We start from the raw sequence: 13,008 nt of genomic DNA, 5'->3' as shown, positions 1-13,008 counted from the left end.
CGATAACGCGACTCGCGCGGAGGCTCAACAGCCGCAGCCGACGAGCTCCAGGGAGAGGTTGTCGATCCAGAGCGCGTTCTGCCCCGTGCCGTGGTCGAAGCGGATGTAGACGCCCTTCGAGCTGCCGAACGGGATCGTGATCTGCGTCTGCACCGTGCAGGCCTGGAGCGCGTTATGGCCGGTGACGCTGGTGAAGCTGCCCGATTTCTCGCAGGATTCGATCGTGTCGTTGCTCTGCTGGTAGGAAACGTTCACGTTCGCGAGCGCGAACTGGTAGTAGGTGTAATTCAAGCGCACGGAGGTGCAGCTCGCGTCACCCTTGTAGACCCAGATCGTGGGATCGATCGTGGATTCGTTCGTCCGGAGGGTGCGGCCCGTCATGCAGAGCGGCGTGTTCGAGGCGAGCGGAATGTAATCGTCGCACCACTCGACCTTGTAGACGCCCGCGCTGAGCGGGCTCGCGGTGCCGTCGTCGAAGTTCTCCTGGTAGACCGCGCAGGTCTGTCCGGCGCAACCCTCGTTGGTTTGTCCGTCGCAATCGTCGTCGGCTGCCGTCATGCAGCTCTCGGGCTGCGGCTGGACCTCGCCCGTGCAGGCGCCGTATCCGGTGCCTTGCGCATTGCAGCTCCGCGTGCCGGCCTTGCAGGCGCCGACGCCCGCCGTGCCCGCGGGGCCGCTGTAGCAGCTCTGGGTCGTCCCCGGGACGCAGACGCAGCCCTCGTTGGTTTGTCCGTCGCAATCGTCGTCGCCGGTCGTGGCGCAGGACTCGGCCGCGGGCGTGACCTGGCCCATGCAGGGGCCGAGCGAGGTGCCGAGCACGTCGCACATCGCGGTCCCCGCCTGGCAAAGGCCGACGCCGAGTGTGCCCGCCGGTCCGGTGTAACAAGGGAGGACGGCGTTCGGGGGGCAGACGCAATCGGCGCCTTCCTCGTTGGTTTGTCCGTCGCAATCGTCGTCGGTGGCCGTCGCGCAGGTCTCGGCCGCGGGCGTGATCTCGCCGGCGCAGGGGCCGTAGGCCGTGCCGAGATCATTGCAGAGCTGCGTTCCCGCCATGCAGATGCCGACGCCGTCGGTGCCCATGGGCCCGGTATAACAAGGGATGGACGTGCCGGGGGCGCAGACGCAGTCGACGCCTTCCTCGTTGGTTTGTCCGTCGCAATCGTCGTCCTCGGCCGTCGCGCAGACCTCTGCGGAGGGGGGCACTTCGCCAGTGCAGGGGCCGTAGGCCATTCCATCCGGATTGCAGGTCCTTGTTCCCGCCTTGCAAGCGCCGACGTTTTGCGTGCCGCGCGGGCCCGTGTAGCAGGGCTCGACCGAGCCGGGGACGCAAAGGGGAGGGGCGCCGCCCATGCCGCCCGAGCCGCCCATTCCACCGCTACCGCTCATGCCGCCGCTTCCCATGCCGCCGGAGCCGCCCATTCCGCCGCTGCCCATGCCGCCGGAGCCGCCCATTCCGCCGCTTCCCATGCCGCCGGAGCCGCCCATTCCGCCGCTGCCCATGCCGCCGCTTCCGGCACCGCCAGCGCCGCCGCTTCCGCCCGCGCCACCGCTTCCGCCGCCACCGCTCCCGCCGGCGCCGCCCATGCCCCCGAGACCGCCCATTCCCCCGGATCCCACGGTCGCGCTGCCGCCCATTCCTCCGCGGCCTCCGGATCCGACCGAGCTCGAGCCTGAGCCGGCGGTCTCTCCGATCTCGCCGGAGTCACCACAGCCGAGGACGATCACACCAAAACAGAGCGGAAGGACGAGCGAAGTGCGCATGGCCCGACGGGACACGAATACGCGCGGGACGTCAAGAGGGAGGCTGCAAGAGCGCTGATTCGCGGCTCGATGTTTTCGCAGGACAAACCACGTGGGGTGGAGGGTAGGGCGCAACTTGTTGTGGCTCAGGTCACATGGTTCGGCCTGTGAAGATGAGAACGATTTTCATTTTCATCTTTGCCAGGGACTGGTAGCTTCACGTTCCATGAGTCGTTACACGATGGGCGCGTTTGCCCTTGTCGGGATCCTCGTGGGTTGCGGGAGCGATGCGCCCGCGCCGAGCACGACCGTCGGAGAGGTCGTTCATCCCGCGTTGCCGCCGCTTCCCGAGGTATCGGGGCTCACGCCCCTGCCGGACCTGAACCCGGACCCCCACATCCTGGAGGTCGATCTCGTCGCGCGGTCCCACGCCGTGCAGCTCCTCCCGGGGGAACCGACGCAGCTCTTCAATTACAATGATCAATTCCCGGGGCCGCTGCTCCACGCGCGGGTCGGCGATCGAGTCATCGTCCATTTCAAGAACGAGCTCGCCGAGGAGACAGTGGTGCACTGGCACGGGCTCCGGATCTCGGATCAAATGGACGGCTCGCCCGTGATTCAGAATCCGGTGCAGCCCGGTGCGTCTTTCACGTACGATTTCGTCGTCCCCGACGCTGGCACGTTCTGGTATCACACGCACCTGCACCAGATCCAGCAGCTCGAATACGGGCTCTATGGCGCCATCGTGGTCCACGAGCGAGAGTTTCCCGTGTTCTCGACCGAGCGGATCTTCGTCGGCGACGACATCCGGCTCCGGACCACGAACAACCAGGTCTCGGGTTTTCTCACGAGCGGACCCGATATCGGCGCGGGGCGCGTCGGCAATCGGCTCCTCTCCAATGGCAGGATCATCAACGGCGAGGGCGGCGAGGGGCCCGTGACGTTCACGATGCCACGCGGCTCGATCGAGCGCTGGCGCTTCGTACTCGCGACGAACGCGCTCTCGTACGGGCTGCGGATCCGGGGCGCCGACGTGCGCGTGATCTCCACCGACGGCGGGCTCCTGCCCGAGCCCTTCGCGCTCGAACGCGTCGAGATCGCGCCGGGACAACGGTACGATTTCGAGGTGCGCCCGAAGCCGGACGCCACCGAGGTCGTGCTGGAGGCGCTCGTCCTGGTGCTCGACGAGAACGACAACGTGGTCGAGGCCCCCTTCGAGCTCGCGCGTGGCACGATCGAAGGCGAAACCGTGACGGCGGAGCCCATCTACCCGAAGGTGTCGTTGCCCGCGACGTCCGTGGAGGCGGCGTCGCACGAATGGAAGCTCTCGGGCGGGGTCGTGGACGGTCAGGTGCAATTCACCATCAATGGCGTGCCGTCCTACGTCGGGGAGGGACACGAGCACGTGCTGCTCGAGACATTCGAGCCGAACGTGCCCGTGAAGATCACGTTGTCGAGCAACGTGAGCCCGCGGCACCCGTTCCATATCCACGGGCAGTTCTTTCAGATCCTCGAGCGCGGCGGAAAACCCGTCTTCGAGCCCGGGCTGCGCGACACCGTCGAGGTGCGCGGCAACGAGACCGCCACGATTCTCACGTACTTCGAGAACCACGGGCGCTGGATGGTGCACTGTCACATCTCGGAGCACAGCGAGAACGGGATGATGGCCGATATTCAGGTCGGCACGCCCGTTCAGGCGCATTCGCATTGAGGCTGAGGCGGCCTTCGTAGGGCCCCGCACGACGTCCCCGGCTACACCCTTCTGCCGCCCGGACCTTACGACGTCCCGGGTCTTCCCCCACCTGGTCCTCCAGGATGGCGCATGCGCCGCCGGCGGGGAGCCCAACGCCCGCCGCGCCTGGGCGGGGCATACCCACGGAGCAATTTGCGCCCCCTGACGACCCCGTCCGAGGCAAGGCAATCCTGGCCTGTCCGGAGGAGCGCGGGCCTCCACATCACGTTCGTCCGGGTTTGCCCGCGGCAGAACGATTGCATCGCGGACGCTGCGCGTGGGGGGGCTCTCGAGGTGCGGGCGCCCTCTCCACGCAAACCGGAGGAAGCCATGTTGAAGCGCATTTTCGCCATCGGTCTGACTGCCGTCGCATTCGGTTCTCTCGCATTCGTGGACGCGACCACCTCGGAGGCCCTCGCCGGACAGGAAGGCTATCGGCCCGTCGAGTCCGACGCCACCTGCGCCAAGCATTTCAGTTTCGAGGAAATCCAAAACAGGTGCGGGGACCCGCGATCCATGGGCTGGCAGAGGGAGCCGAAGTGGTTCAGCATCTCGTGCACGCGCACGGATCTCACATGGAAGCAGAGGGAGTTCCTCGTGCCGATCGAGCTCGGGGTGAGCAGCTCGACCTACGCCGAGATGAGCTGCGAAAAGGCCTGCGTCAGCGACACGGGCAACAAGGAGCACGGGAAGACCATCGTGGTCCAGGCTCCTTGTCGCGAGTTCACCGAAATGGAGACCACGTTCAAGCGTGACGTGACCGTCTCCGACTGCAGGGAGCTCTTGTCGTTCAGCAGCGTCGCCGAGCTGTGCGATGCCAAGCTGAAGGAAGCCCAGGGAGCGTGGTCCTTCGTGAATGCGAGGGAGACCGGCAATGTCGTGAACACCTGCGGTGAGGCTGCTACGCAGACGCCGCAGCGGTAGAAGGAGCCGTCTCACGCCGGGAAGGCGGACCGCCGAGCGGTCAGCCTTTCCGGCTCTTCCCGTCTGTAGCCTTTGGAGTCCAAAACGCGACAATCGCTCGTTTGCACAGAGGAGTTCCACCATGGCGTCTCGTGTCCATCATGCTGCCCTCTTGCTGATGTTGTTCGGTACGCTCGCTGGGTGCGGCGATGTCGCACCGGAAGAAGACAGCGATGTCGAGATTTCCGTGGAGGAAGTCACCGAGAGACGTGGGAGCACCCGGAAAAACCTCGTGGTATCGGAGGGGGAGTTTTCCGCCGAAGCAACGACCAAGCCCTGGTCCTCGTGGTGGTTCCCGACCGCGGAGGATTTCCTCTTCGCGGAGAAGAACGGAGAGCTCTCGCCTCTCCAAAAGTACGACCTCTACAACAGCACGTTCCAGCGCAAGACGACGAAGGCCGCGGCCTACGAGCGCGATAAGCTGTACGACGCGCGGGCCGATACATGGTCGGGTCTATGCTTTGCGTGGGCGCTCGCCTCGATCATGGAGCCCGAGCCGAACAAGCCGATGGTCCACGGTTCGCTGCGCTTCAAAGTGGGTGACCTCAAGGCGCTTCTTCTCAAGACGTACGAGGCCGTGACCGACACGCCCACCATCGGCGATCGCAATGACGGCGAGTGGGACGATGTCTACGCGGACATCTTGCCGCATACGTTCCATCGAGTCCTCGTCGTCGAGCTCTTCAAGAATCGGCGTCCGTTCATCATCGACAGGGACGCCGGGCACGAGGTCTGGAACCTGCCGGTGTACAAGGCCATCACGAAGATCACGCGTGACGCGAGGGCGCGCGACGTCGTGCACGTCCGTACCGTCCTGTTCGTGTCCACCCCCGACGTGAAGACATACGATTACGTGGGTATGGATGTGACGACCCGCGAGTATACCTACGACCTCCACGGCGCGTGGGAGGGGCGTCGTTTCATCGTGCGCGGAGGCGCGTGGACCGAGAACTCGCGCGCCGATCACCCCGATTTCGTGGTGTTGCGCCCCAACAAAGTAGAAAGAGCGAGCTTCAACCCCGAGATCGACGTCGAGACCGTGGACGCGATCCTGGGCCGGGGCCGTTAGCAGTTCGGCTCGCCAGGTCCGCCGATCAGGGGAGCGCGATCCGCAGAATGGACGACCCCGAGATCCAGTAAAGGTGCGTCGCGTCCACCGCGATGTCCACGATCACCTCTTGCCCGCTCGCGAGCACACGTGCGACGTCCGCGCCAACCTTCGTCTTGCGCCGGAGCGCCGAGCCGCCGCCGCTCTCCGGATCCATGCTGAAATAGATGGCCTCGTCGTCGGTGACGACCTTCGGAAGCGAGAACGGTATGACCTTTTCTCCTTGAAAGACGCTCGTCGCGCCGACGCCCGCGTGGTCGGAGACCCAGAGCTTCGTGCCGGTCGCCTCGACGCTCATCCAGTAGACGCCGCTCTTGTCGACGGCGATCGTCCCGAGCATGCCAGGGCCGGGCGCGAGGACGTCCGGAATGCCGCCTGCCACAGGCACGCGCGCGGCACGCCCGCCGAGATACTCGCTGAAATACACCATCCCCTCGTGATGCGCGATGCCTACCGTTTGCGAGAGCATGCCGTACCAATCCACGTCGGTTACGAGGTCCGAGATCGGCCCGCCCGTGACCGGCGCGCGGAGCAAGAGATCGGGGGTGGCGATGAAGAACGTCACACCATCGGTGGCCAATCGCCGCGGCGAGTCGATGTCGAGGGCCTTTTGCCCGACGCCGCCGGGCGGATCGTCGAGCTTGGCCGTGCCGATCGAGTTGCCTTCGGTATTGCACCAGAAGAGGACCCCATCGCGCTCGAGGAGCTCGCTCGGAGCCTGTTGCCCCTTCACGAAAGGCGCGGGCACGGAGCCGGCCTTGGATTGGCGCATGACCTCACCGCCCGTGTTGTTGGTCCACAGGACCTCGTCCGCCGTGAGCGCAAGCGAGCTCGGGTAATTCTGCCCCGACGCGAATAGCTCGGGCTGCACGCACGCGCCGCCACCGCAATACCCGGGGGCGCATTCGCCATCGTCGGTGCATTGCATGCCGCTGCTTGACGAGCCTCCGCCGCCCGCGGACGACGAAGAAGAAGCCGGTGCGCCGCCCGCACCGCCCGCGCCGCCACCTCCTCCTGCGCTCCCGGCGGAGTATTCTCGCGATTCTGGAGCGCATCCAGCGGCGAGGAGAAAATACGCGGCGGCGGAGATGCGAATGGAATGAGCGAGGTGCATATCTTGTCTTCGCATCGAATGCAGGCATTCGTCAAGGTGCGCTTTGCGTGACGGGAGAAGGGGCAGCACGCGTCGAAGCGGCGGTCGCCTCCGGGACGCGCGCCGGCTCCTCCAACATGAACGAAGGAGCCCGCTGCGACAGGCATGAGCCCCGAGAGGACTGCAATGGCCTGCAAGGTATTCGTCACCGGTATGAGGAACGCCCAGAGCGCGAAGCGCGAAGACGGCGAGGACGGCATGGCCCTGAAAAGGCCGAGCACGACGGTACGATCTCCGTCCCCGGGCGGGATCCCGAGATCCCCGCTCCCGTTTCCGTCCCGCTGAAGCTCCCGCCTTCGCGCGGGCAGCGCGCATTCCTGTCGTCTGTTTTTCCTTCTTGAATGGGCGTGGCCCAGACGACTGGACATCCCAGCGAATGGCCCGAAGGAAATGGGCACCTGGCCGACCTGCGCACGAGGCGAGCATCGTGAAGCGGCCTCGTCGGAGAGGTCCAGGAAGCCAAGAGAAACGGGAGGTCACCCGCTATGCATTCCATGTCGAAGGTCGGGACGCTGCTGCTCGCGCTGTCTGCCTCGATGGCCATGCTTTGCACGGGCTGCGCTACGGAGATGTCCGAAGCCGACACCGAGAACGATATCGCCGCCGAAGGGGCCATCGTTGCGGACGAAAGCGCCGATGCTGCGGACGACACCCTGGCCGCGCCGGACGAGAACGCCGCCGTTGCGGACGCAAACGACGAGGCCACGGCGGAAGATGCTGCGGCCCTCTCGACCTGGGGGTGGGGGGCGGGCCGATACTATGGCCGCCGATTCCTCGGCGGCCTCTGTGGCGCACCGTGCGGCGGCCCGATCGGGGGCTGGGGCGGCGGCTGTGTCGGCGGCTTCTATGGGGGCGACTGCGGCATCGGCATCTGGGGCGGTGGCCCCTGCGACGACCCCTTCGAAGTGAACTGCGGTCCCATCGGCATCGCCCCCCCCTGCGGCCCCTGCGGCGGCGTCGGCATCGCCCCCCCCTGCGGCCCCTGCGGCGGACCCGGCGCATTCTGGTGATGCGCGAGCACCATCGCGCGCGTCGTGCCAAACACGCGCGGGGATGATGGCCGATATCCAGGTCGGCGCGCCGGTCCCGGGGCACGCACATGGACGCCCTTGCCGCCGGGGCCGCGCGCGCCGTAGAGTCGTCTCACCATGACGACTTCCCCCCGCGTCGCGCCGCGTGATCGCGCGCTGCCCCCGGTCTTCGTCCTCGGCGGCCACCAGACCGATTTCGCTCGAAATGTCACGCGTGAGGGCAAAGGCCTGGTCGACCTCATCGGTGAGGCGACGACGCTCGCGCTCGCACATACAGGCGTTCTGGCGCGCGAGGTCGAGGTGGGGCACGTGGGCAGCTTCATCCCCGAGCTTTACACGGGCCAGAGCCATCTCGGCGGGCTCGTCGCCGAGGTGCATCCCGACCTTGCGGGAATTCCCATCACGCGGCACGAGGCCGCTTGCGCCTCGGGCGGCGTCGCCGTGCTCGCGGCGATGGCGGATCTGCAGGCCGGGCGATACGACGTCGCGCTCGTCGTCGGCGTGGAGCTCATGCGCGTGCTGCCGGGCTTCGAATCGCAGCAGAAGCTCGGCGCGGCCGCCTGGGTGCCGCGCGAGACGGAAGGCGTGGCGTATCCATGGCCGGAGCTCTTCAGCCACGTGGCCGAGGAATACGATCGCCGCTACGGGCTTCGGCGCGAGCACCTCGCGGCGCTGGCGCGGAACAATTACGAGAACGCCCTGAAGAACCCGAACGCGCAGACCCGCAAGTGGACGCTCTCGGAAGCGGCGCTCGCCGAGGACGACAAGGAAAACCCGGTGATCGCCGGCCGCACGCGCCGTTACGACGCGAGCCCCGTGACCGACGGCGCCGCTTGCGTGGTGCTCGCGTCGGCGGAGTACGCGGCCGAATGGGCGCGGCGGCGCGGCGTGCCTTTCGAGGGCCTCGGGCGTATCGAGGGGTACGGGCATCGGACGGCACGAATGAGCATGAAGGACAAACTCGAGGGGAGCCGTGGCGAGCCGTACGTGTTCCCCCATGTGCGCGGCGCGGTGCTCGACGCGTTCTCCCGGGCGCGGATCGAAGGCCCGAGCGCGCTCTCGGCCGTCGAGGTCCACGACTGCTTCACGATCTCGCATTACATGGGCATCGACCATTTCGGCATCGCGCCGGCGGGCGAGCCGTTCCGGGTCATCGAGGACGGCACGGTGCTCCGCGGCGGGAAGCTACCGGTGAATCCCGGCGGCGGGCTCATGGGCATCGGCCACCCCGTGGGCGCGACGGGCGTGCGGATGCTGCTCGACGCGCAGAAGCAGGTGACGGGCGAAGCGGGAGAGAATCAGGTGCCGGGGGCGAAGCGCGTGGCGACGCTGAACATCGGCGGGAGCGCGACGACGGCGGTGGTGCTCGTCGTCGGGCGGGCGTGACGTTTCACTTCTCGTACATCTTGCCGAACTCGCTCGTGATCATCGGCGCCGCCTGGTAACCCGACGAGTTCTCCTCGCCGTACTCGTTGTCGTTGTCGCCGTAATCGTAGGGCGGCAGCACGTCCCATTGCGGGAGCGGGATGATGTAGCCGACCGCGTCGTTCGCGTTGTTCACCATCACCTTCATGGAGTCCTTCGGCAGGACGGCCTGGATCGGCGTCTCGGGGACCGCGTCCGGGTAATCGGCGCCCTCGGGTTGTTCGATGTACGAGCTCCCGTCCGGCTTCTGGAGCCAGAGCTCGGTGTAAAGCTCGCCGGGCACCGTCGCGATCGCCACCGGGCCGATGTGAATGCCGTTCACCTCGGTCGCGATGACCACGTCGCCATTCAGCAAGAGCCCGACGCCGATGCCCGGGCGCTCCTCTTCCACCACGCGTTTGCCATCGGACCAGTAGATTTCGCGCGGCATGAGCCCCGAGAGGACCGCAATGGCGAGCGAGGTGTTCGTCGCCGGCATGAGGAAGGACCGGCGGTGCACTTCCAGCGAGGGCGCCTCGTCCTTCGTCGTATTCGCGCCTTCGAGCGCCGCGATCGCCGCCTCCGCCGCGCCCTTGCCGACGTATTCCGCGCGCTCCCACGTCCCTTGCTTGCACGTCTCCATCCCGCTGAAATCCGGGCAGCCGACGATCCCGATCGTCGTCGTCAGGCCGCCCAGCGGGCCATTGAAGAAGACCGTCGGCGCCCCCGGCCATTTCGCCTCCATCGTCTCGCGGAGGAAATGCGGGTAATCCGAGGTGACGAGGGTGTTGTCCGATCCGAGCGCCTCAGGATGATTGCCCCAGAACACCACGTTCGTGAGGACCGCGTCGCTCTCGTCCCGGAACTGCAGCGTCGTGATGTTCTGATCGATCACGAAAGGCCTTCGCGTATCGTTCACGAGCTCCGGCGCCTCGGCCTGCGCGGCCACGAGCTTCGCCTTTTTCTGGCCCGCCTTCGCTTCCTTCAGCGCGAGGACGGCTTGCTTGACGATGTGATCCATGTAGGCCGGATCGATGCCCGTGGTGCTCGGGTCGCGGCCCCACATGCCCATCGTGTCGCGCGCCTCGTGCACGTGCGTGGAGGCGACGAGGATGTGATCGAAATCGAGCCCCTCCGCCGACGCGGCCCTGCGGATGTCGAGCACGTATTGCTGGAAATACCCCACGAGGTCGAGCGAGACCATGCCCACGGAGACGTCGCCTTGCTCGAGGACGACCGCGCGCGCCCAGACGTCGTCGTGCACGCCCGTCGCGGCGCGGCCATTGCTGAAGCCCGCGAGCCAGATGCCGTCCCACTTGCCATTGCCATTCGCGTCCTCGTACGCCTCGCCCTCGTCCCGCTGGCCATTTTCGTTCGTGTCCGTCCAGGTCTCGATCGTGGGCGTGATTTTCTGCGCCGAGGCGCCGACGAAGAGGTCGCCCTCGGCCTTTTCACACCCGGCGGCCCCGGGGCACGAGAGGTTCGTCGCTTTGCCTTGATCGTCGGCGATCGGCGTGCGCGCGGGGCCCTCGGGCGGCGATTCATCTCCGCCGCAGCCAGCGAGCGTGGGGGCGAGGAGCGACGCGAAGAGGAAGGCGAAGGACGGGCGGAGCGGGCGCATGGAACGTTGGTACAGCGAATCCAGAGCGCTTGGCAAGCAGCGCGTCCGCCCCGCGGATCCGCGTCAATCGTGCGGCAAATTGCTCGCCCAGCGGTGCAGGTGCTGGGTCGGATCCATGAGGTCCGCGCGGCGCTGGAAGGCCGCGCCGTCCGCCGTTTTCGCTCCGCCCGAGCGTTGCGTGAGGGCGCCGGAGAGGTTGCCCTTGTACATCTCGAGGTGGAGCATGTCGCTCGGGACCTTGATGCCGACGAGGTGCCCGACCTTGGCGATCCGTTGCCCGGCCTTGACCTTGTCGCCTGCCTTCACGGTCGTGAACCGCTGGATCTCGCCGTAGCGGATGAGGAACGAGCCGTGGTGCACCTCGAGCGCGTACGTCTCGCAGTAGAACGGGTACGGGCCCTGGATCACCTCGCCGTCGGCGATGGCGTGGATCCACGTCCCGAGCGAGGCGTAAAGGTCGCAGCCCGCATGCGCACGCGTGCCGCCGCTCCGGCGTGATCCGAACGATCGCGGCGAGCTCGTCCAGTTCACCGTGGGGAGCTTGCTGAGCGGGAAGCACTCGCTGCCCGTGATGATGGGCGTGTCGCGCACCGACGTGCCGACGGGCGTGGCCTTCTTCTGCAGCAAGGCCTCCCAGGTCCTCGGCCCCACGATGCCGTCGTCCGGGACCAACCCCTGGCGCCGTTGAAAGGAGCGGACGGCCCGCTCCGTACCGGGGCCGAACTGCCCGTCGGGCGTCACGTCGAACCCCCAGCCCACGAGCGCGCGCTGGAGGATCTTCACCTCGTCCCGCAGGTGCGGGGATTTGTCGGCGTAACCTGCCGAGAGCCGAAGCGTGGGGTGCATGGGCGCATTCTAAACGAAAACCCCGCCCGCACCGCAAGACGTCGAAGCCCTCGTTCCGGCCCAGGTTGTGCCAGGTACGGCGCCGAGGCCAGACGCGGTGCGGCGAAGGTGTGTCGAGAATCGATTTTTCCGCTGGCACAGAGCGTGCTGAAGGGAGGGCATGAAACAGATTCGTTCGCTTGCAATGGTACTTTCGCTTGCCGTGACCACCGCGTTCCTCCAGGGCTGCGAGGAGGCGCAAACGTGCGACATCCAGTGCGGCGCGGGCGGCGATGGCGGCGCCGGAGGGCAGGGCGGCGCGGGCGGTGAAGGCGGCGCCGGAGGTCAGGGCGGTCAAGGCGGCTCCGGCGGTCAAGGCGGCGCCGGAGGGCAGGGCGGTCAAGGCGGCGGCGGCAGCGCGCTCTGCGCGGATCGGACGGGCGGCGCGCTCGTGACGTTCGATGTCGTGGGGCAGTCGCTCACGGTCTGGATCACGAACCAGGCCTTCATCGACGAGGCGATCCAGTTGAAGGAGCAGGGCACGACGCGCATCCCGAACTTCGCAGAGGTCATCGACGGGCAGGACTGCGATCCGAAGTGGACCTTCCACGTCGACCCCGAGAAGGCCACGTTCGTGGACGCCACGATCGAGCTCTGCGACGGGACGCCCGAGTACGTCGAGGAGCACACGGCGGAGTGGATCGACCAGGTCAAGCAATACTGCCCGTGGAACACGAAGGTCACGAACGTCGAGGTTCGTCCAGGCACGCCCTGAGCACGCCGCATCAGCGCACGCGCGCGGCCGCCTCCGCCTCGGCGAGCACGCGCGCGATGCGCTCCCAGTGCGAGCCTCGCCAGAGCAGCTTGCCGCAGCCCGCGCAGCGGTAAAACGTCTCGATCCTCGAAAGCGTCCTCGGCGGCGCCTCGGCGCGCGCCTCATCCTTCGTGAGCTCGACGAGCGCACCGCCGCAGGTCATGCACCGCGGCGGAAGGAGCGGGAGCGAGAACGCGCCGAGGACAAACCGGAGCTCCCCGGACAAACCCAGCGCGCGCGGCACGAAGAGCGAGCGGACGTGCCCTTCCCGGACGGCCGTGCGCTCGAAGATGCCTCCGTCGGAGCTCAAAAGGATGCGCCCGGTCTCCCCGGCCCGCGCAACGAGGACCCCGTCGTCGATCCCTTGCTCGAACGCGGCATCGTAGCCCGCGGCGCGTAGCCACCGCGCAAGCCCTCCCAGCATCGCGTCGCAAAAGAATCGCGGCTCCACGAGGCCGGATTGTATGCCGCAGAGGGCCGAGCGAAAGGTCACCCGTCTGAGAGGCGCTGCGCTGGGGCGTTGCCCCAGGCCCCACCAGGGGCTGTCCGCCCCTGGACCCGGACCAGCGCAAGCGCTGGACTCGGGGTCGATGAACTGCGCGATGCGCAGTTCATCG

General features: G+C 67.2%; 11 protein-coding genes. 6 read left to right on the top strand and 5 right to left on the bottom strand.

Translation table 11 applies throughout. The annotated features are described in order from the left end of the window. Positions 1-24: 24 nt before the first annotated feature. Positions 25-1,761, bottom strand: coding sequence for a MopE-related protein (locus tag KEG38_RS32845; protein WP_272424012.1), 1,737 nt, complete (start codon positions 1,759-1,761; stop codon positions 25-27). A 205-nt stretch (positions 1,762-1,966) separates the two neighbouring features. On the opposite strand from KEG38_RS32845, the gene KEG38_RS32840 reads away from it, so the two are divergent. From KEG38_RS32840 to KEG38_RS32830, 3 genes are all read left to right on the top strand, one after another. After that, positions 1,967-3,451, top strand: a complete 1,485-nt coding sequence (locus KEG38_RS32840; protein ID WP_272424010.1) for a multicopper oxidase family protein — start codon at positions 1,967-1,969, stop codon at positions 3,449-3,451. Between the two features lie 351 nt (positions 3,452-3,802). Continuing rightward, positions 3,803-4,396 carry a hypothetical protein gene (locus KEG38_RS32835; RefSeq protein ID WP_272424008.1) on the top strand — a complete coding sequence of 198 codons (594 nt, stop codon included), beginning with the start codon at positions 3,803-3,805 and terminating at the stop codon, positions 4,394-4,396. A 121-nt stretch (positions 4,397-4,517) separates the two neighbouring features. Beyond that, a complete protein-coding gene (locus KEG38_RS32830; RefSeq protein ID WP_272424006.1) occupies positions 4,518-5,504 on the top strand; it encodes a hypothetical protein in 987 nt (328 codons plus the stop codon). Between the two features lie 25 nt (positions 5,505-5,529). Here KEG38_RS32830 and KEG38_RS32825 read toward each other — a convergent pair whose 3' ends face one another. Beyond that, positions 5,530-6,471 (bottom strand): hypothetical protein, encoded by a 942-nt coding sequence (locus KEG38_RS32825; protein ID WP_272424004.1) that lies wholly within the window; start codon positions 6,469-6,471, stop codon positions 5,530-5,532. Positions 6,472-7,190: 719 nt separating this feature from the next. On the opposite strand from KEG38_RS32825, the gene KEG38_RS32820 reads away from it, so the two are divergent. Continuing rightward, a complete protein-coding gene (locus tag KEG38_RS32820) occupies positions 7,191-7,706 on the top strand; it encodes a hypothetical protein (RefSeq protein ID WP_272424002.1) in 516 nt (171 codons plus the stop codon). Between the two features lie 138 nt (positions 7,707-7,844). Further along, a complete protein-coding gene (locus KEG38_RS32815; protein WP_272424000.1) occupies positions 7,845-9,113 on the top strand; it encodes an acetyl-CoA acetyltransferase in 1,269 nt (422 codons plus the stop codon). Positions 9,114-9,117: 4 nt separating this feature from the next. On the opposite strand, the gene KEG38_RS32810 is transcribed toward KEG38_RS32815, so the two are convergent. Together KEG38_RS32810 and KEG38_RS32805 are read right to left on the bottom strand one after the other, a co-directional pair. Beyond that, positions 9,118-10,752: a hypothetical protein gene (locus KEG38_RS32810; protein ID WP_272423998.1), complete on the bottom strand. Its 1,635-nt coding sequence runs from the start codon at positions 10,750-10,752 to the stop codon at positions 9,118-9,120. 63 nt (positions 10,753-10,815) lie between these two features. Beyond that, positions 10,816-11,598 (bottom strand): peptidoglycan-binding protein, encoded by a 783-nt coding sequence (locus KEG38_RS32805; RefSeq protein WP_272423996.1) that lies wholly within the window; start codon positions 11,596-11,598, stop codon positions 10,816-10,818. A 202-nt stretch (positions 11,599-11,800) separates the two neighbouring features. Between KEG38_RS32805 and KEG38_RS32800 the strand changes: the two genes are divergently transcribed. Next, positions 11,801-12,352 carry a BP74-related protein gene (locus tag KEG38_RS32800; RefSeq protein WP_272423994.1) on the top strand — a complete coding sequence of 184 codons (552 nt, stop codon included), beginning with the start codon at positions 11,801-11,803 and terminating at the stop codon, positions 12,350-12,352. A 10-nt stretch (positions 12,353-12,362) separates the two neighbouring features. On the opposite strand, the gene KEG38_RS32795 is transcribed toward KEG38_RS32800, so the two are convergent. Beyond that, a complete protein-coding gene (locus KEG38_RS32795) occupies positions 12,363-12,842 on the bottom strand; it encodes a Mut7-C RNAse domain-containing protein (RefSeq protein WP_272423992.1) in 480 nt (159 codons plus the stop codon). Between the last annotated feature and the right edge of the window lie 166 nt (positions 12,843-13,008).

It is taken from the genome of Polyangium jinanense, assembly GCF_028435265.1.
Lineage (GTDB): Bacteria > Myxococcota_A > Polyangia > Polyangiales > Polyangiaceae > Polyangium > Polyangium jinanense.
Note: the sequence above shows the minus strand (reverse complement) of the source record. Positions and strands in the feature narration are given on the sequence as shown.

What these genes read in the sequence shown, in the direction of transcription:
- KEG38_RS32845 (WP_272424012.1), bottom strand. Translation starts at nt 1,761, where the DNA reads ATGCGCACTTCGCTCGTCCTTCCGCTCTGTTTTGGTGTGATCGTCCTC.
- KEG38_RS32840 (WP_272424010.1), top strand. Translation starts at nt 1,967, where the DNA reads ATGAGTCGTTACACGATGGGCGCGTTTGCCCTTGTCGGGATCCTCGTG.
- KEG38_RS32835 (WP_272424008.1), top strand. Translation starts at nt 3,803, where the DNA reads ATGTTGAAGCGCATTTTCGCCATCGGTCTGACTGCCGTCGCATTCGGT.
- KEG38_RS32830 (WP_272424006.1), top strand. Translation starts at nt 4,518, where the DNA reads ATGGCGTCTCGTGTCCATCATGCTGCCCTCTTGCTGATGTTGTTCGGT.
- KEG38_RS32825 (WP_272424004.1), bottom strand. Translation starts at nt 6,471, where the DNA reads ATGCAATGCACCGACGATGGCGAATGCGCCCCCGGGTATTGCGGTGGC.
- KEG38_RS32820 (WP_272424002.1), top strand. Translation starts at nt 7,191, where the DNA reads ATGTCGAAGGTCGGGACGCTGCTGCTCGCGCTGTCTGCCTCGATGGCC.
- KEG38_RS32815 (WP_272424000.1), top strand. Translation starts at nt 7,845, where the DNA reads ATGACGACTTCCCCCCGCGTCGCGCCGCGTGATCGCGCGCTGCCCCCG.
- KEG38_RS32810 (WP_272423998.1), bottom strand. Translation starts at nt 10,752, where the DNA reads ATGCGCCCGCTCCGCCCGTCCTTCGCCTTCCTCTTCGCGTCGCTCCTC.
- KEG38_RS32805 (WP_272423996.1), bottom strand. Translation starts at nt 11,598, where the DNA reads ATGCACCCCACGCTTCGGCTCTCGGCAGGTTACGCCGACAAATCCCCG.